The 23,429-nt window shown below is 59.5% G+C and carries 17 protein-coding genes and 2 tRNA genes; 13 read left to right on the forward strand and 6 right to left on the reverse strand.

Annotation, left to right across the window (positions count from 1 at the left end):
* Nucleotides 1-167: 167 nt before the first annotated feature.
* Entirely contained in the window at nt 168-1,310 is a 1,143-nt protein-coding gene (locus tag M0D66_RS21720) for a branched-chain amino acid ABC transporter substrate-binding protein (RefSeq protein WP_266211557.1), read from the forward strand.
* Between the two features lie 13 nt (nt 1,311-1,323).
* On the opposite strand, the gene M0D66_RS37975 is transcribed toward M0D66_RS21720, so the two are convergent.
* From M0D66_RS37975 to M0D66_RS21735, 4 genes are all read right to left on the reverse strand, one after another.
* Nucleotides 1,324-1,614: a DUF6602 domain-containing protein gene (locus M0D66_RS37975; RefSeq protein ID WP_367619543.1), complete on the reverse strand. Its 291-nt coding sequence runs from the start codon at nt 1,612-1,614 to the stop codon at nt 1,324-1,326.
* Between the two features lie 358 nt (nt 1,615-1,972).
* Entirely contained in the window at nt 1,973-2,431 is a 459-nt protein-coding gene (locus M0D66_RS21725; RefSeq protein WP_266211558.1) for an Arm DNA-binding domain-containing protein, read from the reverse strand.
* Nucleotides 2,391-2,477 (reverse strand) — tRNA-Leu (locus M0D66_RS21730). The genes M0D66_RS21725 and M0D66_RS21730 overlap by 41 nt, the downstream gene beginning before the upstream one ends.
* Nucleotides 2,478-2,738: 261 nt before the next feature.
* Nucleotides 2,739-2,825, reverse strand: a tRNA-Leu gene (locus M0D66_RS21735).
* Nucleotides 2,826-3,129: 304 nt separating this feature from the next.
* Between M0D66_RS21735 and rnr the strand changes: the two genes are divergently transcribed.
* The 8 genes from rnr (at nt 3,130) to M0D66_RS21775 (ending at nt 14,035) form a co-directional block, all read left to right on the forward strand.
* Nucleotides 3,130-5,646: a ribonuclease R gene (gene rnr / locus M0D66_RS21740; RefSeq protein WP_200569731.1), complete on the forward strand. Its 2,517-nt coding sequence runs from the start codon at nt 3,130-3,132 to the stop codon at nt 5,644-5,646.
* A 183-nt stretch (nt 5,647-5,829) separates the two neighbouring features.
* Nucleotides 5,830-6,573: a 23S rRNA (guanosine(2251)-2'-O)-methyltransferase RlmB gene (rlmB, locus tag M0D66_RS21745; RefSeq protein WP_063496380.1), complete on the forward strand. Its 744-nt coding sequence runs from the start codon at nt 5,830-5,832 to the stop codon at nt 6,571-6,573.
* 43 nt (nt 6,574-6,616) lie between these two features.
* Nucleotides 6,617-7,312, forward strand: coding sequence for a ribose-5-phosphate isomerase RpiA (gene rpiA / locus M0D66_RS21750; protein WP_093632534.1), 696 nt, complete (start codon nt 6,617-6,619; stop codon nt 7,310-7,312).
* Between the two features lie 477 nt (nt 7,313-7,789).
* Nucleotides 7,790-7,945: a hypothetical protein gene (locus M0D66_RS21755; protein ID WP_167378278.1), complete on the forward strand. Its 156-nt coding sequence runs from the start codon at nt 7,790-7,792 to the stop codon at nt 7,943-7,945.
* Nucleotides 7,946-8,141: 196 nt separating this feature from the next.
* Nucleotides 8,142-8,564, forward strand: a complete 423-nt coding sequence (locus M0D66_RS21760) for a type II toxin-antitoxin system HigA family antitoxin (protein ID WP_093632535.1) — start codon at nt 8,142-8,144, stop codon at nt 8,562-8,564.
* A gap of 608 nt (nt 8,565-9,172) precedes the next feature.
* Entirely contained in the window at nt 9,173-10,252 is a 1,080-nt protein-coding gene (locus M0D66_RS21765) for a sugar transferase (RefSeq protein ID WP_266211559.1), read from the forward strand.
* A 458-nt stretch (nt 10,253-10,710) separates the two neighbouring features.
* The gene (locus M0D66_RS21770; protein ID WP_308112698.1) at nt 10,711-11,712 is read left to right on the forward strand and encodes a polysaccharide biosynthesis/export family protein; all 1,002 of its coding nucleotides are present in this window, start codon (nt 10,711-10,713) and stop codon (nt 11,710-11,712) included.
* A 97-nt stretch (nt 11,713-11,809) separates the two neighbouring features.
* Complete coding sequence (locus M0D66_RS21775) at nt 11,810-14,035, forward strand: GNVR domain-containing protein (protein WP_093632537.1); 2,226 nt, start codon at nt 11,810-11,812, stop codon at nt 14,033-14,035.
* Between the two features lie 166 nt (nt 14,036-14,201).
* On the opposite strand, the gene M0D66_RS21780 is transcribed toward M0D66_RS21775, so the two are convergent.
* Nucleotides 14,202-15,602, reverse strand: a complete 1,401-nt coding sequence (locus M0D66_RS21780; protein WP_266211560.1) for a calcium-binding protein — start codon at nt 15,600-15,602, stop codon at nt 14,202-14,204.
* A 455-nt stretch (nt 15,603-16,057) separates the two neighbouring features.
* On the opposite strand from M0D66_RS21780, the gene M0D66_RS21785 reads away from it, so the two are divergent.
* From M0D66_RS21785 to M0D66_RS21795, 3 genes are all read left to right on the forward strand, one after another.
* Nucleotides 16,058-17,161 carry a glycosyltransferase family 1 protein gene (locus tag M0D66_RS21785; protein ID WP_054034696.1) on the forward strand — a complete coding sequence of 368 codons (1,104 nt, stop codon included), beginning with the start codon at nt 16,058-16,060 and terminating at the stop codon, nt 17,159-17,161.
* Nucleotides 17,149-18,366: a glycosyltransferase family 4 protein gene (locus M0D66_RS21790; RefSeq protein WP_266211561.1), complete on the forward strand. Its 1,218-nt coding sequence runs from the start codon at nt 17,149-17,151 to the stop codon at nt 18,364-18,366. The genes M0D66_RS21785 and M0D66_RS21790 overlap by 13 nt, the downstream gene beginning before the upstream one ends.
* A gap of 63 nt (nt 18,367-18,429) precedes the next feature.
* Nucleotides 18,430-19,905: a hypothetical protein gene (locus M0D66_RS21795; protein WP_266211562.1), complete on the forward strand. Its 1,476-nt coding sequence runs from the start codon at nt 18,430-18,432 to the stop codon at nt 19,903-19,905.
* A gap of 160 nt (nt 19,906-20,065) precedes the next feature.
* On the opposite strand, the gene M0D66_RS21800 is transcribed toward M0D66_RS21795, so the two are convergent.
* Nucleotides 20,066-20,986: a glycosyltransferase family 2 protein gene (locus M0D66_RS21800; RefSeq protein WP_266211563.1), complete on the reverse strand. Its 921-nt coding sequence runs from the start codon at nt 20,984-20,986 to the stop codon at nt 20,066-20,068.
* 387 nt (nt 20,987-21,373) lie between these two features.
* Here M0D66_RS21800 and M0D66_RS21805 point away from each other — a divergent pair, with 387 nt between their 5' ends.
* The gene (locus M0D66_RS21805; RefSeq protein ID WP_266211564.1) at nt 21,374-23,425 is read left to right on the forward strand and encodes an acyltransferase family protein; all 2,052 of its coding nucleotides are present in this window, start codon (nt 21,374-21,376) and stop codon (nt 23,423-23,425) included.
* Nucleotides 23,426-23,429 lie beyond the last annotated feature (4 nt).

Here is a 23,429-nt window from a genome sequence, read left to right on the forward strand (position 1 = left end):
TAGGTACGCGTAGCGCAGTCAGTATGTTTGTCGGAGTCGAAGCTACGTCAATTGCTGTAAGAGGGAATGGCTTATGCATGATTTTTTTCATGCAGTGCACCAGTTCTTTCGAGTTGACCGCTGTGTTTTGGCCCGAAATGATAATTCCAACAGCTTTGGAGAGAGACATGAAATCAAATATCGTTGCTGGCGTCATCGCCCAAATGCTGTTCATCGCGTGTGGCACGACGGCGGCCGCGCAGCAAGTGGTCAAAATTGGGTACGCAGGACCGATGACAGGCCCTGTATCTCAAATCGGCAAGGACGGAGAAAGCGGCGTAAAACTCGCAATCGAAGAAGCCAACTCTAGCAGCGTGCGTATTGGTGGCCAGTCGGTGCGGTTCGAACTCGAGTCGCAAGACGACATGGGCGATCCAAAGACTGCGACGAGCGTCGCACAAAAGCTGGTTGATAGTGGCGCAGTAGGCGTCATAGGGCATCTGAATTCCGGTGCGACCTTGCCCGCATCGAAGATATATTCCGATGCGGGCATGCCCGAGATTTCACCTGCATCGACGAACTCGCAGTACACCAGACAAGGCTTTCAAACCGCATACCGTGTCATCGGTGATGACCATGACGTGGTCAGAGTCCTGGTGGCCTACGTGCTCGAGAATATGCACGCCAAACGTATTGCCGTCGTGGACGATCGCAGCGCCTATGGTCAGTCCTTCGCGGACGATGTGGTCGAGCAGTTGAAGGCGAAAAACTTGACCCCCGTCGACCGTCAGTACGTCACGACGCAGACGATCGATTTTCGAGGCATCCTCACGGCACTCAAGTCCCACAACCCAGACGTTCTGATTTACGCGGGTGTTGATGCTCAAGCCGGACCCATGCGGAGGCAGATGGTCGGGCTGGGGATGGGCAAAACACTCATTGCTGGGTGCGCCATTGAGACCGACAAGTTCGTCGAGCTTGCAGGTGGACCTGCGAACGCAGCTGGCAATATTTCATCCGAATCTGGCTTCGCCCTCGACGCTATGCCGAAGGGCAAAGAGTTCACGACGAAGTTTGCCAAATACGGGAAACCTGTCCTGTATTCGCCCTACGCTTACGATGCCACGTGGGCACTCATCAAGGCCATGCAGGCAGCAAATTCAGTGAGGCGTTCAGACATCCAGGCTGCGCTCCGGGAAGTAAGCTTTGACGGTGTCACCGGCCAAATTTCATTCGATGACAAAGGTGACCTTCGGATTGCACGCGTGACGATATTCAAGGTTATTGACGGACACTGGAAAGGAGTGGAATCGGTGGCCGTGTCAAAGTAGGAGCGTTCGAAGCTCAGGTTCGTATGCGGTATTTCGACGAGGTAAGGACAGCGCGCAGCGCTACCTTTCTTATGTGCACCTTAGACCTGACCTCGGACACCAAGACACCCTCCCGGAATGTTGGGACGTAGTCGACCTGATCATAGATCAGGATATCGACTTGCGGCGGGGAACCATTGATGAACCCCGTCGCAACGTGATAGTACGTGGGAAGATGCTTCCGCAAAACTGTCTGTAGCAGGTTTTCCCTGTATGTACCGACTGTCGGGCCGTGACCGATCAAGGTGCCGATGCGTTCGCTCATTCCTGCCAATTTCGACGCAATGCTACGCTGCGTAGGAACGTGCGTGTTGCCTCGTCCAAGGCCATGACAATACGGCTTCGGTCCGTCGTATTCGAGGACTTGGACGAGATCTTGTATATAACAAAACCGTTGCGCGAAAGATATGACGCTGAACAGGAAAATGATGGTTGATCATCGGCTGGACCAGCGTGACCTGAGGGAAGTCAGAGTCGGAGTTGCGGCACGCGATTGACGATTGAGCGGACATGCCGCTCCGGTCCGCTTGCTTGATCCAGCTTCTGTCGTTGGCATGCTTAGCCGATCAAGATAGTCGGCCCACTCCTGCATGACCCTGCGACGATCGTCGTCAAACGTTGTTCTATCGTAGGCCGTTTGTACATCGCCACGTTTGGCGTGTGCCAGTTTTGCGTGCGGTAGTGGCCGACCGACGCGCATCGGCGAGTGTGATATCGGGGCCGAGGCTGAGGAAGTTCTCCTTGCCCGTACTCGGCCGTCGATAGCGGAACAGCCAGGTTTTGCTCCCGCCCGGCCAGATGCGCAAGGCCAAGCCATTCCCATCCGCGAGCAGATACGGGCGCTCGCGCGGTTTGGCGATCAGAGTTCGGTTCGACGCGTTTGGGCATGGCCTGACATCTCGATTCCGTGTATACGCAAAAATCGTCGATGTCAGCGGAACGCAAGGGATCTGTAGAGAACAAAAAACCCCGTAAGACGTTGATCTTACGGGGTTTCTCGGACTTCTTCGGCTTGAGTTGGAACTAAGCCGGAACAACTGTTGGTGCCCAGGAGAGGACTCGAACCTCCACGGTGTTGCCACCGCTAGGACCTGAACCTAGTGCGTCTACCAATTCCGCCACCTGGGCACGTCTTCAAGCTAGACCGCCATTTTAGCGCGCTGATGCAGCGTGTCAATCCCTACATACAAACTGACTATCGCTTCATCAACCACCCGGTTGTGTCGCGCAGCGAAGTAAAACTTCACTGCTCAATCACCGCCAACTCGCGTTGACGCAACCGTCCTGCTAACCACCCGATCCGACCGAAAAACCAGAATCGGACCACATAGCCTCACACAAAAAGTAAAGCCGCCGATGTGAAACATCAGGCGGCTTTACTTTTGAATCTGGTGCCCAAGAGAGGACTCGAACCTCCACAGTGTTGCCACCGCTAGGACCTGAACCTAGTGCGTCTACCAATTTCGCCACCTGGGCAGGTGATGAACAGCAAAGAACGCCATTATAGCGACAGATTCAGGGCTGTCAAGCGTTTCTCAAAAGTCGCTTAAACATCGCCGCAGCGAACCTGCGTGCGCCTCACAGCGACTATTGACGGGCCGCTTGGCGCACAAGACGGGTGTTAGAATGCCTCGCAGTAGTTCGTTGGCACGGTGCACACGCCCGTCGGACTCAGACTTGAACGAGCCGGACCCGAGCAGTCATTCCAGTGCAATCGCAAGTGCAACTTAAGCGCAACCCAAGCGCCTCTTAAGCCCAGCCACATCGCCGACCGACGTCCATGCAACGAGAAAAAATCATCGACAAGCCCTTGAGCAAATTCCCGTATCCGATCCCGAGCCGCGAAGAAATCCTGGGCGTCCTGCGCACGAGTGAAGCGCCGCTTGCCGCGAACGACATCGCCGAAGCCCTGTCGATCAAGCGCCAGGAGCGCGAAGGATTTTTCAAGCGCTTAGGCGCCATGGAGCGCGACGGCCAGATCCGGCTCGATCAGCGCAATCTCTATCAGCTGACCCATCCGTCGAACTTCGTCGCGGGCCGCGTCCAGGGCCATCGTGACGGCTACGGTTTTCTCATTCGCGACGACGGTCAGGACGATCTGTTCCTGCCCACCGGCGAAATGCAGAAGGTCATGCACAACGATCGCGTGCTCGCGCGCATTGTCGGCTATGACCGCCGCGGCAGGCCGGAAGGGCATATCGTCGAAGTCACGGACCGCGCCAACAAGCGCGTGATCGGGCGCCTGCTCAACGAGAACGGGGCACTGATCGTCGCGCCTGAAGACAAGCGCATCGGTCATGACATCCTGATCGCGCAGAACACCAAGAAGGCCAAGGTCGGCCAGGTGGTGGTAGTCGAGCTCACCGATTTCCCGAGCCGTCACTCGCAGCCGCTCGGCCGCGTGGTGGAAGTGCTCGGCGATATCGACGACCCCGGCATGGAAATCGAAATCGCGGTGCGCAAGTACGGCGTGCCGCACGAATTCAGCCAGTCGGCGCTCGACGAAGCCGCGCGGCTGCCCGACGAAGTCCGTCCGGTCGACGCGCGTCATCGCATCGATCTGCGCGACGTGCCGCTCGTCACGATCGACGGTGAAGATGCCCGCGACTTCGACGACGCAGTCTATTGCGAGCCGGTTCAGGTCGGCCGTGGCGAAGGCTTCCGCCTGATCGTCGCGATCGCGGACGTCTCGCACTATGTGCATCCGAAAAGCGGTCTCGACGCCGACGCGCTGGAACGCAGCACCTCGGTGTACTTCCCGCGCCGCGTGATTCCGATGCTGCCGGAAAAGCTGTCGAACGGTTTGTGCTCGCTGAACCCGAACGTCGACCGTTGCGTGCTGGTGTGCGACATGATCGTCACCGCGCGTGGCGAAGTGAAGGCGTATCAGTTCTATCCGGGCGTGATGCACTCGGCGGCGCGGCTGACCTATACGGAAGTGGCCGCGGTGCTGAAAAACACCAAGGGCCCGGAGGCCGCGCGTCGCGCCGCCTTGCTGCCGCAACTGCAGAATCTGTATGGCGTCTACAAGTCGCTGTTCGCCGCGCGCCAGAAGCGCGGTGCGATCGACTTCGATACGACCGAGACGTACATCGTCTGCAATGCGCAGGGCAAGATCGAACAGATCATTCCGCGCACCCGCAACGACGCACACAAGCTAATCGAGGAATGCATGCTGGCGGCGAACGTCTGCGCGGCCGACTTCCTCAAGCGCAACAAGCACCCGGGTCTGTTCCGCGTGCACGCCGGGCCGACCGCCGAGAAGCTTGAGAATCTGCGCACCTTCCTGCGCGGCATGGGCCTTTCGCTCGCTGGCGGCGACAAGCCGCACGCCAGCGATTACGCCGCGCTGATGGCGCAGATCCGCGAACGGCCGGACGCACAGATGTTGCAGACCATGCTGCTGCGTTCGATGCAACAGGCTGTCTACAGTCCGGACAACATCGGTCACTTCGGTCTCGCGTACGAGGCGTATGCGCACTTCACGAGCCCGATTCGCCGCTATCCCGACCTGCTCACGCACCGCGCGATCTACGCGATTCTGCAAGGCCGCAAGTATCAGCCGGAGCCGCCGCAAGGCGTCGAGTTGAACACGGCGCTGTCGCCGCGCGCCCGCGCGATGCAGCAGGCCGACGAGGAAAAACACGGCGTTCGCAACAAGTCGAAAGACGTGGCGATCTGGGAAGAACTCGGTCTGCATTGCTCGGCGAACGAACGCCGCGCGGATGAGGCATCGCGCGATGTGGAAGCCTGGCTCAAGTGCTACTTCATGCGTGACAAGCTCGGTGAAGAGTACGGCGGCATGGTGAACGGCGTGACGTCGTTCGGCATTTTCGTGCAACTCGATTCGCTCTTTATCGAAGGCCTCGTGCACGTCACCGAACTGGGCTCGGACTACTTCCAGTACGACGAGATCAAGAACGAGTTGCGCGGCGAGCGTACCGGTATTCGTTATCGCCTGTCGGATCGGGTGCGGGTGCAGGTGAGCCGCGTCGATCTCGATGCGCGCAAGATCGACTTCCGCCTCGTGCGCGATACGCCGATCAAGCCGCCGGCAAGTCGTCCGGCTCTTGCCGACAAGACATCCGGTGAAAGCGGCGGCGCACGCGTGCGTTCGTTGCCGCCGGCGGATAGCGGTGCGGGCGGCGCGGCAGCGCCGGGCGGCCGGCGCAAGAAGGCCGCGCCGGCGCAAACCGCAGCCGTCAAGGAAGCGCGCGCGGCACGCGGTGCAGCGAAGAAACACGGCGGCGCGCCGGCCAAGTCGGCCTCGAAACCGCAGGCCCGCAAGAAGCGCTGAAGTCGTTTGACGGCTTGAACCGCGCGCATCGGGTACGTAGAAACGTACCGGTTGCGCGCGGTCTTCGTTTCATCGCAATCAAGTCAGGTAGCGAGACACGCTACTTAGGCAACACAGTAAGCAGGTTCGCATTCATCACAGCAGCGCGCTGTCAGGGCGCGCTCAATCAAAGGTTTGTCAGTCATGTCACGTCTCAAGGTTCTATACGGTTTCCACGCAGTGACCGCACGTATGCGGCACGATGCGTCGACGGTCGAAGAGGTTTACTACGACGCCACGCGCAAAGACCGTCGCATGACCGAGTTCCTGCACGCGGCGAAAGAAGCCGGCGTGCGTCTGATCGCCGCCGACGAAACGCGTCTGTGGGGCCTCTCGCATACCGAGCGGCACCAGGGCGTGGTGGCGCGTGCGGGCGATATGCCGCTTGCGCAGAATCTGGCCGAACTGCTCGACGGCATCAACGGTTCGCCGTTGATTCTCGTGCTGGACGGCGTGACCGATCCGCACAACCTCGGCGCCTGCCTGCGCGTGGCCGATGCGGCCGGCGCGCACGCGGTGATCGCGCCGCGTGACCGCGCAGTGGGTTTGAACGCGACCGCTGCGAAGGTGGCGAGCGGCGCGGCCGACACCGTGCCGTACATCACCGTCACGAATCTGGCGCGCGCGCTGCGTGAGTTGAAGGACGCGGGCGTGTGGGTGGTCGGTACCGCCGGCGAGGCCACCAAGAGCCTCTACGAGACCGAACTCGACGGTCCGGTCGCACTGGTGATGGGCGCCGAAGGCGAGGGCATGCGCCGCCTCACGCGCGATACCTGCGATGTGGTCATGCAGATTCCGATGGCGGGCACGGTCGAAAGCCTGAACGTGTCCGTGGCGAGCGGTGTTTGTCTGTTCGAAGCGGTGCGTCAGCGTTCGGTGAAGAAGTAAACTCCGGTAAACTTGTCGTTTTTACTGCTCGCCTGCATTCCCCATGACCCAAGACGAACTCAAGCAACTGGTCGGCCAGGCCGCCGCTGACTATGTGAACGCCAACGTGCCGGAAGGCTCCGTGATCGGCGTCGGCACCGGCTCCACCGCGAACTGTTTCATCGACGCGCTGGCCGCCAGCAAGACCCGCTATCGTGGCGCGGTGTCGAGCTCGCTCGCCACTACCGCACGTTTGCAATCGCACGGCTTCAAGGTGCTCGATCTGAACGAGATCGAAACGTTGCCGGTGTATGTCGACGGCGCCGACGAGATCGACCGCAGCGGCGCGATGATCAAGGGCGGCGGCGGCGCGCTGACGCGCGAAAAGATCGTCGCGTCGGTGTCGGACGTATTCGTCTGCATCGCCGATGCGAGCAAGCTGGTCGACACGCTCGGCAACTTCCCACTGCCGATCGAAGTCGTGCCGATGGCGCGTACCGCGATCGGCCGCCGCGTGACGGCGCTCGGCGGCGTGCCGGTCCTGCGCGTGACGAAGGACGGTGCACCGTTTATCACGGACAACGGCAACGAGATCCTCGACATCAAAGGTCTGAAGATCGCCGATCCGCGTGCACTCGAAGCACAGATCAATGCATGGCCGGGCGTCGTGACCGTTGGCCTGTTCGCAGAACGCGGAGCGAATCTGTGTCTGCTCGGCACTGATACAGGCGTAGAGGCGATTCGCTACGCCCTCAGTTAACGCTGCGTATTCAAGGCATCGCACGGCGTCGAGCGCGGTGCGATGCCTTGTTTTATGTCTCCGGCGGCTGTTGCTGCCTCGGTGCCGTGATCCGGCTCCCCCCTCCGAGCGTTCGGGCTCACTACATATTCGCCTGGTGGCGCGAGCGCGCAACCCCAATGTCTCCGCCGCCTGGCGCTGCCTACCTTCCCGGTCGTCGGCCCGTGCTCTCTTGTGCGCGCAGGCCCCCCGATCCGTTTGTTGCCCCCGTTATTTGACGTTCTGGTTGCGGCCCACATGCTGCGCTGGTTTCGCTCGACTGTGACCATGGCGTGCTATCCGGGGCTGCGAACAGTGTCAGACCTTGGCGGCTGATCGACGAGCACGCACTTTTGGCCGTTTCTCGATTGCGGAGTGTGGCCGCGCGCACGCACTGCTGACGACACTCCTTTTAAACTCGGTTTCGTGGAGTTGGACTGCTGCGCGTAGGGCGACATCGTGAAAGTGACGATTGCCGCCGACTGGCTCATGGCGTCAGCAGAAGCAGAAGGCGTGCGCAAACAGATAGTCGAGAAATATCGAAATGCCGATCCATCCGATCGGCTCGACATCTTCAAGCACTGTGCGCCGATCACGCCAAACGGGTTGGATTGATAAAAGTGATTTTGAATTGTTAAAAATTCGTCTTACTAAATAAATTGAGAGATGAGCAATAGCAATTGCCGTTACTTGCGGAGATGGAGTTATGACAGAGCGGCACGGCATCACTGCGGGGGAGTCGCGTTACGGCATGGCTGGATTACCCAACACCGAAAGAATACGATCTTCTCAAAAGGAGAATTCAAAGAATATGAATGCCGATCGCCTTTTGGGCCAGGTCCCTGACATCGCAGAAGCTTGGGCTGCGTTGCAGAGCAAGGTGTCTATCAAACCCATTCGTACCGAGCAGGAATACGAGGAGATGACGCAACTCGCGAATGCCCTGACGAAATATCCCCAGGGTGACACGGGCAATCCGCTGGTGGATCTGCTCGGCGTTCTGTCCGCTCTGATCGACTGCTGGGAAACTCGTCATGTGGTTCTCCCCAGTGCAGAACCACGTGAAGTGCTACGCCACCTGCTGGAAACGCATGGTCTCAAGCAAAAGGACCTGGCGGATATCGCCTCGCCAACGGTGGTCAGCGATATTCTCGCGGGGCGCCGTGCGATTAGCAAGAAAGTGGCAAAGGCGCTAGCTGTGCGTTTTCGAACGGACGTCGGCGCATTTCTATGAGATCTCGCTAAATATAGAGAATCGACGGTGCGAAGTGGGAAATGTGTTTTCGCTATATATAAACAATATTAATTCGCATGACTAATAAAAATAATACTAAGGGATAGTTTACCCGCATCGCCTTTTTTTGGGCGAGCGCCAGGCTTCTGCCACGGCGCTTTGGATTTAAGTCGCCCGCCGGCTTTCATGATGTTACTCATCCAAAATGCGAACTTCGTCTAAACAACCTGATTGGTGTGATGCCGCACGGAATGTATCCGGTCGAGGGCGTAGCGTATTGCTGTGGACTGAAGTACTGCTTATCAAGTGGATAAGACCGTGACGTGAAGCGACACGAAATGCACATCGGACCAAGGTGCAGACTCCCTCCGCGCTGGGCGCGCGTAGACGAGTCGAAACCCTGGGCAGGCTGCCGTTCGCGATCGACACGGTGGCGGTCGAAGAGATATATCGGCGCGGACGACAGAGTGCGTCCCGCCGCTAGCGATGCGGGAGGCGAGATTTCCGTTGCTGGTCCTACGGCCGGTTCGACGGAAATCAGGCAGCCGTGGGCGGCGATGAGTCGGGAGTGATCGTCGCGGGGAACGTTAAGGTCTGGGGTAACAGAAATGTCAGTACTAGTCCATCGATTGACCGACATCGCACTGATCGTACTGGGTGCGTTTGGCGCGTTGCACCTGAACTTGCCGCAAGTGGGTCATCCACACGAGCTTGATCCGTCGCTCGTCGCGTTCGTTGCTGCCCTTGCTCTGTCCGTGTTTCCGGCTTGCGGAACCTACCCTGCGCGGCGTACGCGGGCGGTGTTCGGCCTTGCGAGCCGCACTGCATTCGCGTGGCTCGCTGTCCAGCTCTGCGGCCTTGGGTTGCTCTATGCAATTCATCGTGAGAACCAGTTGCCGTTGCAGTGGTTCCTCTATTGGACGCTCACGACCGGCATATCCCTGCTCGGCTCGCATACGCTCATCTTCGGCGAATTCAAACTTGCCCGTTTCGCGGGACTTCGGCTCGCCGGCACTTCGGGCTTCGATGCCGAAATCGATACGACGCCCCGCGAATATGGCCTGGACAGCGCTGGAGCCGTACGAAAGGTCGTCAAGCGCAGCTTTGACGTCGTGGTCAGTGCGTCGTTGATAGTCGCGCTGCTGCCGGTCCTCGTTTTGCTCGCGGCGGTCGTGTTGAGCGATGGAGGCCCGGCCGTGTTCGGACACGTCCGTGTGGGGCATAAAGGGAAGAAATTTCGTTGCCTAAAGTTCCGTTCGATGGTTGTGAACGCAGACCAGGTGCTCAAGACCTTGATTGAAAACGATCCGCAGGCGCGTGCCGAGTGGGAACGTGATTTCAAGCTCAAGAACGACGTGCGGGTCACCCGTATCGGCCGGTTTCTACGCCGTACCAGTCTAGATGAGTTGCCGCAGTTATGGAACGTGATGCGCGGCGATATGAGCCTGGTCGGACCGCGCCCTATCATCGACCAGGAACTGGAGCGCTATGGAACAAACGTCATGTACTACCTGATGGCCAAACCCGGCATAACAGGCCTGTGGCAGGTCAGCGGCCGCAGTACGACGGACTACGCGACGCGGGTGTCCCTGGATGTCGCCTATGTGAAGAACTGGTCGTTGCTCCGGGACGTCGCCATTCTTTTTAGGACTTTCAAGGTGGTCTTCAAGGGGAGTGGCGCGTACTGAATCGGAGGTGACGGGTTGATCGAAGGCTATAAGGCCGGGCGGCGTGGGGCGGCTGGGTATCGCCAGCAAAAAGTAAGAAAAAATTCTACATAGTGATGTGCGCGTTGCAACGGGGGCATCAGGTTGGACGCGCGACAGAGGGAGTAGCGATGATGTTACGCAACAAGTTGGGTTCGGAAAGGACCACGAACGCGCAAGAGTCAAACGTATTGGTTGAAGATCGAGCAGACCCGGTGCACGATTCATTCAGGCGAACTCGTGCTGCAAGCTGCCGACAACAGGTCAGGACTGCAGTCACCGGCGCTGCGCTGGCGGTATGCCTGGCAGGGTGTGCATGGTCACCGGGGATGTCATTCAGTCCCCCATCCGGAACGTCTGGTCCGGGACAAGCGGAGGGGGGCAGCGGTCTCGCCAGCAGCAGCGTGCGCGCGACGGCAGACGCTCACCCGGGTAAGGGTGTGGATGCGTTCCCCACGGGCAGCCTGATCGAAATCACCGACGATCTGGTTGAAAAGGAACGCGCCGAACGCTCGAAGGCGGTGCCTGACGAAGTCACGCAATTGTTCGCGAAGCCAGCGCCATACACGTTAGGGGCCGGCGACATATTGAGCATTGTCGTATGGGATCACCCTGAGCTGAATATGCCGGGCTCCTCGCCGTCCGCCGGACCTGAAGCGAACAGCGCAGGTTCGATGACCTCGGGCTATACAGTCGACTCGGGTGGCATGATCCAGTATGCCTATATCGGTCCACTCAAGGTGGCAGGGCTCACCGAAATGGAGGCGCGTGATCTGCTGGCCCAAAAACTCAGCCGTTACGTGCGCCAACCTCAGGTGACGTTGCGGATTGAGACTTATCGAAGCAAGCGGATCTATCTGGACGGCGCAATCAGGAATCCCGGCGTGCAGGTTCTCAACGACATGCCGATGACCTTGCCCGAAGCCATCAATCGTGCCGGAGGATTTACGCCTACCGCGGACAGGTCGATGGTCGCAATTACGCGTGGCGACAAGACCGTGAATGTTGATATCCCCGGCATGATTGCAAAGGGCGTGAACCCCGACAACATCGAACTGCGCAGAGGCGATATGGTGCGCGTCTTCGCGCAGACCGACACGAAAGTGTACGTTTTTGGCGAAGTCCAACGTCCGGGGAGTTTGACGTTCAACAACGGTCGAATGAGTTTGAACGAAGCGCTAGGTGACGCCGGCGGCATCAGTCAAACCTCGGGAGATGCGTCGCAGGTCTTTGTCGTGCGCGGGCGCGACGTGGGTAAGCCGGTGGTCTTTCACCTGAATGCCGGGTCTCCGGCTGCGATGGCAACTGCGGATGGCTTTGAGCTAAAGCCAAATGACGTGGTGTTTGTCGATGCATCTGCACTTGTCAGGTGGAGCCGCGTGATCGGTTTGATTGTGCCAAGTACACAGGCGGCAGCTGCTGGCCGGGCCATCGGTTACTAATGAACCAAAAATCTGTTTGGCCTGGCGGCAGTGCATCCGGCAGAGCGATGGCGAAAGCAGGCGTTGCCGGAACGTTTGGGAATAGGGGAGAAGGCACATGAATTACCATGACCCGTCAATTAATACCATAGATGTAGTCCCCGAACAGGCGGACCATCTTGGCGTCTTTCTGGACGTCCTGTATCAGAACCGCGGCATGATCGCGCTGATCACCGCGTGCTTTCTTTTTATGGGTGCGGCTTATGCACTGCTCGCGGCGCCGGTGTATCAGGCCGATATTCTGATCCAGGTTCAGGAGAATCCGAATGCCGCCAAGGACGCCTTGGGTGACGTGAAGTCGATGTTCGCTGTCAAGACGGCTGCTTCGGCCGAGATCGAGGTGTTGCGCTCCAGACTGGTGATCGCGGGAGCCGTGACCAGTGCGCAACTCAGCCTCAGCGCGACGCCGCGGTATTTTCCGGTAGTCGGCCGGTGGATTGCTGGCCACCTGAGTGATCTGGCCCACTCCGGCATGGGCGGCTATGCATGGGGTTATGAGCGGATCAGCGTTTCGAAATTCGATGTGCCCGATGCACTGCAAGGCGTGACATTTATCCTGACACTGCACAAGAACGGCAACTATTTGCTGAAGTACAAAAGCATCGAGTTGCCCGGGCGCGTCGGTGAACTGTTGCACGCTGAAACGGCCGAAGGGCCAGTTGATCTCCTCGTGGACCAGATCGTCGGAAAGCCGGGCGTCGGTTTCGAACTTGTTCGGACTTCGGAGCTTGCTGCGATTCAGCGTGTGCAATCGGGCTTGTTGATTTCGGAGAAAGGTAAGGAATCTGATGTGATCGGCGTAGCTCTGGAGGGCACCGATCCGAAAAAGATCAGCGCTATTCTCGATGCGATCGGTGCGGCGTATGTTCGGCAAAATGTCTTGCGTACTCAGGAAGAGGCACAGAAGTCGATCACATTTCTCGATGCTCAATTGCCTGAACTGAAGTCCAAACTGGAGGTCGCGGAAAGCGAGTTCAACGCATTTCGGGCGAAGAACGGGACAGTGGATCTTAGCGCGGAAGCAGCCGCGCTTCTGCAACGGTCGACCCAGGCGAAAAGCAAGGTCGCCGACCTTGAGCAGCAGCGAGCGTTGCTTCTCGCGCGGTACACATCGGAAAACCCGGCAGTGATCGCCGTCAACGACCAATTAAGCGAGGCTCAGAGGGAGGTTGGAGGCATTGCTTCCGTGACCAAGCAACTGCCGCCGATGGAGCAGAGCCTGCTGCGGCTGCAGAGAGAGGTTCAGGTGGATACCTCCATCTACACGAACCTCTTGAACACCCGTGAGCAACTGCGTCTTCTCAAAGCGGGGAAGGTGTCGAATGTGCGATTGGTAGATACCGCTATCGTGCCGGATAGTCCGATTCGGCCGAAACGCGTGCTTGCGATTATCGGAGCCTTGATGGCGGGCCTGTTCGCGAGCGTCGTGTTGGTATTGCTCAAGCGAAGGCTCTTTGACGGCGTCACCATTCAGAACGAAATTGAAACCGGCACGGGGCTGTCCGTGTACGCGACGATTCCTCGCAGCAGAGTACAGGAAACGTTGGCCCGTAGTCTTCTACGCAACACCGATTCAAATCTTGTGCTGGCGCACGCAGCGGCGGGCGATGCAGCGATCGAAAGTCTGCGAAGCTTCAGAAGCGCGCTTGAGTTTGCTCTCGTCGACGCACCTAACCGGATTGTCTTGCTCGCCGGGCCGACGCCCATTGTGGGCAAGTCATTCGTCTCGGTTAATCTCGCGGCGTTGATCGGGGCGTCGGGGCAACGTGTGCTGCTGGTCGATGCTGATCTGAGAAGGGGCACGTTGCACCAATATCTTGGAGTTCCATGCAGCCCTGGCATTACCAATATCGTGACGCGTGACAAGACGTTCGAAGATGCTGTACACCGCGGCATTCTGCCAGGTGTCGATTTCATCGCGAACGGAGGATACATACAGAACGCAAGCGAAATTCTCAAGCATCGGAACTTCCTCGCGTTCGCCCAGCAGGTAGACAGCGAATACGACGTGGTCCTGATCGACGCGCCGCCTATTCTGCCGGTTGCCGATTCAGGCATTGTGGCTTCGATTGCGGGAATGGTGTTCGTGATTGCACGACACGGCGTGACAACGGTGGAGGAACTGCGCGAGTCGACGCGCAGGTTCGAGCAGATCGGTGTGCCGATTCGCGGTGTCATTTTCAACGACGCGATGTCGAGACCAGGTCGCTACGGGAAAGCGTACGCCGCCTACGGATATTCCAGCTACACCACCGGAGTACCCGCCAAGGGGACTGAGGCCTGACATTGCAAGGGGGCGCGAGCGCGCAGTATGTGTGTCGGTACGCGATTCAGCAACTAGTGGAGCTGATTCGCGGACGGTCGCCGTACGGGGCGATACGCCCGTACACCCGTGGCTCGTCGCTCGAATCGGCAGCCTCGGGATAGCGGTCAGGCGCTGGCGAACGCGTTCAGGTTCCCGGCGTGTCCGCGAGTGTGACTTCGAGCAGAATGACGTGGTCAGGTACGTTCACGGTGAGTTGGCGCAAATCGCGATGGCTGGCGAGCGGCGCCGCCGAAACGAGCGGATCGTACAGGTCAACACGGCTCGCTTTCACGCCGAAGTCAAGTTCGACAGAGGCAGGCGGGCTGGTGAGCGGTGTCCCCGCCGCCCGGTCCCAGATCGGCGTTTCGTTCCATAGCGCCAGTACGAAGCGACCGTCCTTTTTCTGCAGCAGCAAACTGTTCGCCGATACCGGCATTTCGGAGAGTTTATAAGCGAGGGTGCCACGCACCGCGCCGGTTGTGCCGTTCGCGCGCAGTGTCGTGCCAGCGTTCAGTATCGACGTGAGATTGCGAATCGCGTGGGCCACCTGTTTGGGACTATTGTCGTTGCGAAAGAGTCCGTAGTGCATTTCGCCGCTCTTGTTCTGCGGATCGGGTTTCTGGTCGAGCAGTTCGTAGACAAAGGTCCGTTTTACGCCCGCCGCCGCCGCGTCCATGTAGCCGTTGAGAACACCCTTGGCCTGGGTCGGCTCGTCGACGCCGAGCATGTACCAGCCTGCCTGAGGCATCGAGAAGTAGCCGAATTCGGTGATGACGAGCGGCAGCTGAAACTTCTTGACGGCATCAATGGCCGCGCCCATCCACCTGTCGCCGTTCGCGTTATAGGTTGGTTGTTCGCCGTTTTGTGGGTAGACATGCTGATTCGCGTAATCGGCGGAATCTGCGCGCGTCTCGACTGACTTCTCGTCGTAGCCGGTGAGATCGTAGACGTGCACGCCCTTGAGTTCCGGCGTGGCGTGTACACGTGCGTAGATCTCGCGCTGCACGGCGAGCCCGGCAGCGGTGCCCGTGAGGCCGTGATAGGGGATCGGCCAGTTGTTGATCTCGTTGAAACCTTCGATGGCCGTGACACTGCCAGGCACTGTGACGTTCAATTTCGCAGCCTGTCCGATTGACTCCGCAAAGTTCGAGCCCGTCAGGAAGTTGAATTTGACGCCGTGTTGCGCGAGATAGACATAGCTTGAAAACGGCGGACTGCTGCCGGGCGCATAGTCGCGCACGTGATGGATGCCGAGCCATGCCAGATCGTCGGCGACGTTACGTACGTTGACATAGGCGCCATCGGTATAGTTGACGTGGGTAATGACAGCGAGTGTCTCGATGAAGGTGTCGGCAGGCATGGCTCGCACAGCATCGCTGGCTTGCACCGTCGATACGCACGCGAGCACGCAGATGCCTGCTGCGACGCTTTCGGCGGCGCGTGTGCCGAACCACCGGTATGTTTTCGTCCGGTTCGCGGATCGCGAATCGGACGAGACGGCTGTGTTGGCGGGCAGGACACGGGTGGTTGCTACGGGATGCTTCACGGCGGATTCCTTGTGTGAGAGGGCTGCCGGCTCCGTGCGCGTTGCGCGATGCCGGCATCTCGATGGTTTGGCCTCTGTTGGAGACGCATTCAAAGATCATCTTGATACGTTGTTGCGTCCTTCGTGTGTGCGACGGCGAACGGATAGGACGTGACATGCTGCGCGAAGGTGTGGGTCTCCGAGGCAAAGGGATATCCTGGCCCGCCCGGCCCGCCGCGGCGGGCTGCGTTTTTGTACGCGCGGGCGTTCCGGTTCACCTATGCGATTGCCGGCGAACGGGGCCCGGTGTGAAAACTGGCGTTGCATGAGCGACGGCGAACATTTTTCTGGCTGCGGGTCGGTCACACTCTGGGCCATATGACCTGTATGACGCGGTCTGTCGAATCTGGTTGTGTGTCGCGGTGACTTTGCGCACGCGTAACGACGTACCTTGAGCGATGCCCCGGAACCCGCCGATGAAACCCCTGCATACTCCGAATCTGGTAATCAATGGCCGTTTTCTGGGGCGCCGCGCGACGGGCGTCGATCGCTTCGCATTCGAGACCATTCGAGCGCTCGATCAGTTGATCGAACTGGACGATCCGCTCGTCGCCGGACTGAGGACCGAAATCGTCGTACCCGAAGCACTGGCCGGCATGGTCAATCCGTTTCGGCACGTCGGGCTGCGGGGGAGCGGAAAAGGCGGCGGCCTGCGCTGGGAACAACTCGCGTTACCACAGGCGGCATCGGGCCGCCTGTTGCTCAATCTCTGCAACTCCGGGCCGCTGATGTACGGCCGTCAGGTGACGGTGCTGCACGACGCGGCGCCCGCACGCGTGCCCGACAGTTACAGCCGTTCCTTTGTCGCCTGGTACCGCCTGATGGCACCACGCATCGGCCGGGTATCGCAGCGCGTGCTCACCGTGTCGGAATTCTCGCGGCGCGAGTTGTGCGACGCTTACCGGATTCCTGCCGGCAAGATTGGTGTCGTGCCGGAGAGCGGAGAGCACATGTTGCGTGTGCAACAGGATCAAGGCGCAGTGGAGTCCACGCTGAATGGACGTCCATTCGTGCTGGCGGTGGGAAGCCTCAACCGGCACAAGAATTTCCGTCTCGTGGCCGAGGCCGCGCACCTCATCAACGATGCGCAGTTCGACATCGTGGTGGTGGGCGGCGGGGATTCGCGGGTGTACGGAGCGGGCCGGGATGCGTTGCCCGCGTTCGTGAAACACCTCGGTTACGTGAGCGACGGCGAGTTGGCGGCGCTGTACCGGCGCGCGGCGTGTTTCGTGTATCCGTCACGTTATGAGGGCTTCGGGCTGCCGCCGGTCGAGGCGCTGGCTCTCGGCTGTCCTGTCATTGCTTCGAGGTTGCCGGCCGTGCTGGAAGCGTGTGGCGATGCCGTGCTCTACACCTCGCCGGATGATCCCGCGGAACTAGCGCACCTGCTTGAACAGATCACCAGCGACGCCGCGCTGCGTGCGAGTCTGCGCGAGCGGGGCCGTGCGCGTACTGCGGAACTGACCTGGCGTGCCACCGCAGTCAAGCTGATCGAGGAGATATCGCCGTGGCTAATGTAACGCTTGCCGCAACCCTTGCAAACGACACACGTCGCTTCGGCCGGGTAGCCCTCGTGCATGACTGGCTCGCTGCATATGCGGGTTCGGAAAAGGTGGTGGAACAGATTCTTCAATTGTTTCCCCATGCCGATCTCTACAGTATCGTCGATTTCTTTCCGGAGTCGCAGCGGGGCGTGCTGGGCGGAAAACGCGCCCATACTTCGTTCATTCAACATTTGCCGCGGGCGCGCAAATCGTTCCGCAGCTACCTTCCGCTTATGCCGCTGGCGATCGAGCAGTTCGATCTATCGGCCTACGATCTCGTGATTTCGTCGAGCCATGCTGTGGCCAAAGGCGTGCTGACCGGGCCGCATCAGGTGCACGTGAGCTATGTGCATTCGCCGATTCGCTATGCGTGGGATCTCCAGCATCAATATCTGGCCGAAGCCGGCATGCAGCGCGGCATGAAGAGCTGGATCGTGCGTCTGCTGCTTCATTACATGCGTATCTGGGACCATCGCACCGCACATGGTGTGGACGCTTTCGTCGCCAATTCGGCCTTCGTCGGAAGACGCATCCGGAAGGCCTATGGTAGTGACGCCACCGTTGTCTATCCACCTGTCGATGTCGAGCGGTTCGAGCTTGGCACGCAGCATGAGGACTTCTATCTGATTGCCTCGCGCATGGTGCCTTACAAGCGGATTCCGCTCATCGTCGAGGCTTTTGCGGCGATGCCCTCGCGGCGTCTCGTGGTGATCGGTGACGGCCCCGATTTCGCGCGCGCCAAAGCATGCGCGACGCCTAACGTAACGCTGCTCGGTTATCAGCCCGATGCGGTGCTGGTGGACTACATGCAACGCGCGCGCGCCTTCGTCTTCGCCGCGGAAGAGGACTTCGGCATTTCGGTAGTCGAAGCACAGGCCTGCGGCACCCCGGTCATCGCGTTGGGCCGTGGAGGTGTGCGGGAGATCGTCGTCGATTCGGCGGATCCGGAGCGCGGCACGGGGCTTTTCTTCGATGAGCAGAATGTGGCGTCCATCGTCGATGCGGTGGAGCGTTTCGAAGCGCGCCCGCTGTTTCGTGGGGAAGTCTGCCGCCGCAATGCCTTGCGCTTTACGGCGGAACGTTTCAAACACGAATTCATGGATGTCGTGGAACGCGCGATGCATGACAACAAAGGGTTTGCCGATACACCGCCGGCGCTCCAGTACCGACGCTCCGCATGAGACGGCGCAGCAACAAGATCGTTCGCGCATGAGCGTGCGGCGGACGGATAGGGGTTCAAGCAAGTGGAACTGACGATATTCGGGATCATTGTGTTCGTCACCGGAATGGTGGCGCTCTACACGTCGCATCGCGCCGTGATTTACGGAATGGCTGTCTACTCGCTGTTCGGTTGTGCGCTCGCGTTGGGATTGGGCGGTATCGGCATCTTGCCGCCACAACTCTTTCTCGCATTCTTCGCCTTGAGGGCTTTCAATCTTGTCGGCGGGAAGAAGCTTGGCGATGCGTTCTCGATGGACAAGCCGGGTTTCTGGCTGCTCTGCAACTGCCTGTGGGCAAGCGTGGGCGCCATCCTGCTGCCGCGCCTGTTACTCGGTACGACGTTCGTGTTTCCCGTCGATCGCAGTACCGACTTGATACTGCTACAGCCGCTCCGCCCAGTCTCGGGCAATCTGTCTCAGGTGGTGTATTGCATTGGCGATGTCGTGGTGTATTGCTGCATGTATGCATTTCTGAAATGTCGTGGCGCGTACAGGACCTTCGCGAACGCGATCTTCCTGCTCACTCTGCTCGACGTGCTCGCAGGCGTGATCGATGCCGTTTCGCACATTGTCGGCATTGATGTTCTTTCGCTCGTCAAGACAGCACAGTTCGCCGATCTGAGCGGCGAGGAATTGGGTGGACTGGTGCGCATCAGCGGCACGTTCAGCGAGACTTCCGCGTTCTCAACCTTCACGCTGCCGCTCTTTGTCTTTTGCCTGAATCTATGGCTGGTCGGGTGGCGTCCGAAACTGGCCGGCGCACTTGCTGTCGCGACGGGTGCACTGATGCTGCTGTCCACTTCGGGAAGCGCCTATGTCGGGATGGCTGGGTATCTGATCGTATTGGTGTTCAGCAGGCCGCATCTTGTCGCGCGTGACGCCGCTGTGCGCAAGCATCGCATGTGGATCATCTCTGCTTGCATGGGCGTGCTGGGTGTGCTCTACGTCATACTCTTCCTGCCGGGGGTGGTGGATACGCTCGGGCAATTCGTCGACGCGGCGATATTGAGCAAAGCTGGTAGCTCATCCGGCGTTGAACGAATGAGTTGGAACACTCAGGGCATGACCAATTTCTTCGATACCTATGGGATAGGCGTCGGATTGGGCAGCATTCGCGCATCGAGCTTCCTGGTGGTACTGCTGGGGAGTCTGGGTATCGTGGGTGCGGTCTGCTATGGGATGTTCGTTGGCAAGTCTCTGCTCTCGCCGATGCCAGCCCATTACCCAATCACGGAACGCGCCGTCTGCTACGCGGCTCGGCATAGCATGATCTCGGCATTGATCGTCGCTTCGACTTCGGCTGGGGTGTTTGAGCTGGGTTCGTGTTTCTACCTGTTTGCGGCCGCAGCGGGGGCACTCTCGCCGCTTGCGTCAAGACGCGTATTCAGGCGTCAGGGACGGGTTGCCTCTTCTGCCTATGTCTGGCCCAGTCGTAACGTAGTAGAACCTGTCGACGTAGAGCCTGTTGAATTTGTGGCGCAGCCGAAACGCCGCGGGTAGGGTTCTGGCGAAGAGCCGCGTGGGAGAGTGCGCCTGGCCTGCCTTTTAACCCCGCGCGGCGGCTTGTGCGGCGCACTCAACAATCACTCGACGATCCGCGGCTGGTACAGGAAGAATGCCGGCTTGCAATCTAACGCTATCGTCTTATGTTCGATAGTTTTCATAACTTTGCCGCTCGTTCAGGTGTCAGCCTTCCTCGTACGAAGTCCCAGAGGCCGATCAGATTGCCGCTCAGACGACCGCGACGATCGACCCAAGGCTCCGGTGCAATACTTCGTACAATATTGCTGGCAACATTTCGCAGAACGTGGTCGAGCGCAACGCGCAAAGGCATCGTTTTCTTTCTCACCAGATAGAGTGGATTGATGACCTGTGAATAGCCTAGCTTGCGCCCAGACACCCTCCCACGCTTGGCTCCCAGGTGCACTCCGAGTGCGGTATTAACGCGAACGACACGACGGCCGAGATTCCATATCTGGCCTCCGAAATCACGATCCTCCTGCCAGCCATAGAGAACAAGGCGCTCATCAAAGCGGAGGCCTGCAATGCTGCGGGCTCGAAACGCCATATTGCACCCGTAGGGAGCACCGGCCGGAGTTGCAATCAATCTTTCCGGGGTTTCACGCGTCCCGGCCAGGATAGCTCGTCCTTCTTCGAACGAATAACCCGGCCCATGGATGCCATCTGCGAGTACCGTTCCGGTAACACAGGCGATAGAGGGATCGCTATCCAGGACCTTGAGGATTTCCGAAATCCAGGTGCTGTGCATCAGGAAATCATCGTCCAGAAAGATCACGACGTCGAAGTCTTCCGGCACATGGTTCAATGCGGTATTGCGTTGCGCGGAACTGCCAGGCTTCCCCTTGATGACGAGCATGCCAGGTTGGGTTGGAAGGTCGCCAATATCCTCATCCGATACGCAAGAGACGATGATCAGATCCGGCTTGACAGTCTGCAGATCGACGAAGGCGATGACATGCTTAAGGAGCTCGGCGCGGCCCCGCGTGGCGAAGATCAGGCAAACTTTTGATTGCTTGCCGGCAGAGGGGCCTCTGTCGTGGCTTATTTTCACGGTTTCCATCCTCAGTGTTTCCGTCCTCAGTGTCTATGCTGGGGCCAACTGCCGTTGTCTGGCCTCTGGCTGAAAGTTGCGGATGCCGCAAGCAATTCCAGCCACCATGTAGAAGGCATGGTATTGGTCTGGCAGACGCAGCACTGCTGCCTACCGCACACGCAAATACACGCATATCGAGCGCTCGCGAATCGTATCCCGTATGTGCGGTGCGCCACACAGGGTGCGAGAGCGTCTGGGATGTATGCGCTTGCGTGGGGTAGGTAGCAGTGCGCGTATGGCGAGCCGATACCATGTACCAGCAGCCTGAACGGCGCGCTGCGTCGCGCGTCGTCATCGAGCGGATTTGCCGTTGGCCAGGCTCGCAGCCACGCGGACATTCGAGGGGAGACATCGATGAGCGTCACATCGCGCAAGCCTGTACAGGCTTATCGGCCGGACATTGATGGATTGCGCGCGGCCGCGGTTATTTCAGTGGTCATTTTCCATGCGTTCCCTGGGACACTGGCGGGTGGCTTCGCCGGCGTGGATATATTCTTTGCGATCTCCGGCTACCTGATTTCGCAGCACATCATCGAGACGCTCGATCAGGGACGCTTCAGCCTCATTGACTTCTACGCGCGGCGTATCAAGCGCATCTACCCGGCTCTCATCACCGTGATGGTCACCAGTCTCGCGGCTGGCATCGTGCTGATGGCGTCGGGTGAACTCAAGCAGCTCGCATCGGATGCACTTGCGAGCGTCGCGTTCGTCGCGAACATCTACTTTTATATGACGCGAGACTACTTTTCGCAGGGGGCATCGACAAGCGCGCTCCTGCATCTGTGGTCGCTCGGCGTGGAGGAGCAGTACTACATCATCTGGCCGATCGCGCTCTTTCTGCTCTGGCGATTCGTGAGTCGGCGCGTGGCGACAATTGCGATCGCCGCGGGCATCGTGCTGTCACTTGCCAGCAGCATCTTCCTGAGCGGTACGCACGCCATCGCGGCATTTTATCTGCCGGTCACGCGTTTCTGGGAATTGCTGTTTGGCTCCGCGCTTGCATGGGTGGAGTTTCATTCCGGCGAACGCCGCACCGCGCTTGCAAGGGATACGGCGTTAGCATGGCGCTTGACGCTGCGCGATTTCGCCTCGTTTGCAGGCGTCGCCCTCATTGCCGCCAGCCTTGCGTTGTTCGATCCGAAGATTGTGTTTCCGGGCTGGCGGGCGGCACTACCCGCCGGCGGCGCCACGCTCATCATTGCCGCAGGCCCGGCGGCCTGGTTCAACCGCCGGGTGCTTGCCCTTAAGCCGTTGGTCTACATCGGACTCATCAGCTACCCGCTTTATCTCTGGCATTGGCCGATACTGGTCTTTCTGCATCTTTTGAGTGGCGGCACGCCAACGGCGACGATGTTGGTCGCCGCCGTCGTCGTCGCTTTTGCGTTGTCTTCCATCACACTCAGCTTTATCGAGACGCCCGCGCGCTTCAGCCGCACGGTGCGGTGCCACCCTGTGCGTGCTGCGAGCGTGCTAGTCGCGATGATGACGGGCGTTGGCCTGTCCAGCTACGCGATTTCGAGCGATAACGGCTTGCCGGACCGTTTTCCCGACGCGAGCTTCGGCGCACATCAGCAACACTGGGTACTCACTGACACATGCAAGAAGACCTTCCCAGGCTCGGAATTCTGCGTCATTCCCGCGCCCAACGGACGTCCCGAGGTGGCGCTGCTCGGCGACAGTCACGCCAATCACTTGTACGAAGGGCTGCAGCCGGCATTGGCATCCAACGGGATTGGGCTGTTTGCGGTCGGTAGCGGCAACTGTCCACCGTTCTCCGACGTTGACATTTACCTTGGCGAGCACGTCAAGCATTGCGCGGCGCTGTTCGGCGGCGTGCTCGATTACGTCGTGAAATCGTCCGACATCCGTTCGGTGGTGCTGTCGAGCTACGCCATTTCGTCGATCACGGGCGGCTTCGACTACGGTCAGGGTGGCTATATCCGTCTCGTGGCTGCGGGCGGCGGTCGGGCTAATCCGACGCTGGGCCAGCGTGACGAAGAGAGCAACCTGGACGTCTATCTCGCTGGTCTTGAACGCACCTTGGGCCGGCTTACCGCTGCGGGTAAGCACGTGGTGTTCGTGCTCGACACGCCGGAGCTGGATTTCGATCCCAACGCCTGCGTACGCCGCCCCGTGCAATTTTCCGTGCGCTCGCCCTGCGCGGTCCCACGCGCAAAAGTGGAGAAGCGGCTGAGGGCCGTGCAAACGCGCATCCGAGCGGTGCTGGCCAGGTTTCCCGACGTGAAGGTGTTCAATCCGGTTCCGCTTCTGTGCGACGCGCAGAATTGCTACGCACGGCAGGGCGGGGCGTTTATGTACGCGGACCGGGATCACTTGACGTCCGATGGTTCGCGCTACGTCGTTAGGTGGCTCATGCAGGACATCGAGGGCGGGGGGCAAATCTGAGTGC

This window comes from Paraburkholderia sp. SECH2 (assembly GCF_030464795.1).
Lineage (GTDB): Bacteria > Pseudomonadota > Gammaproteobacteria > Burkholderiales > Burkholderiaceae > Paraburkholderia > Paraburkholderia aspalathi.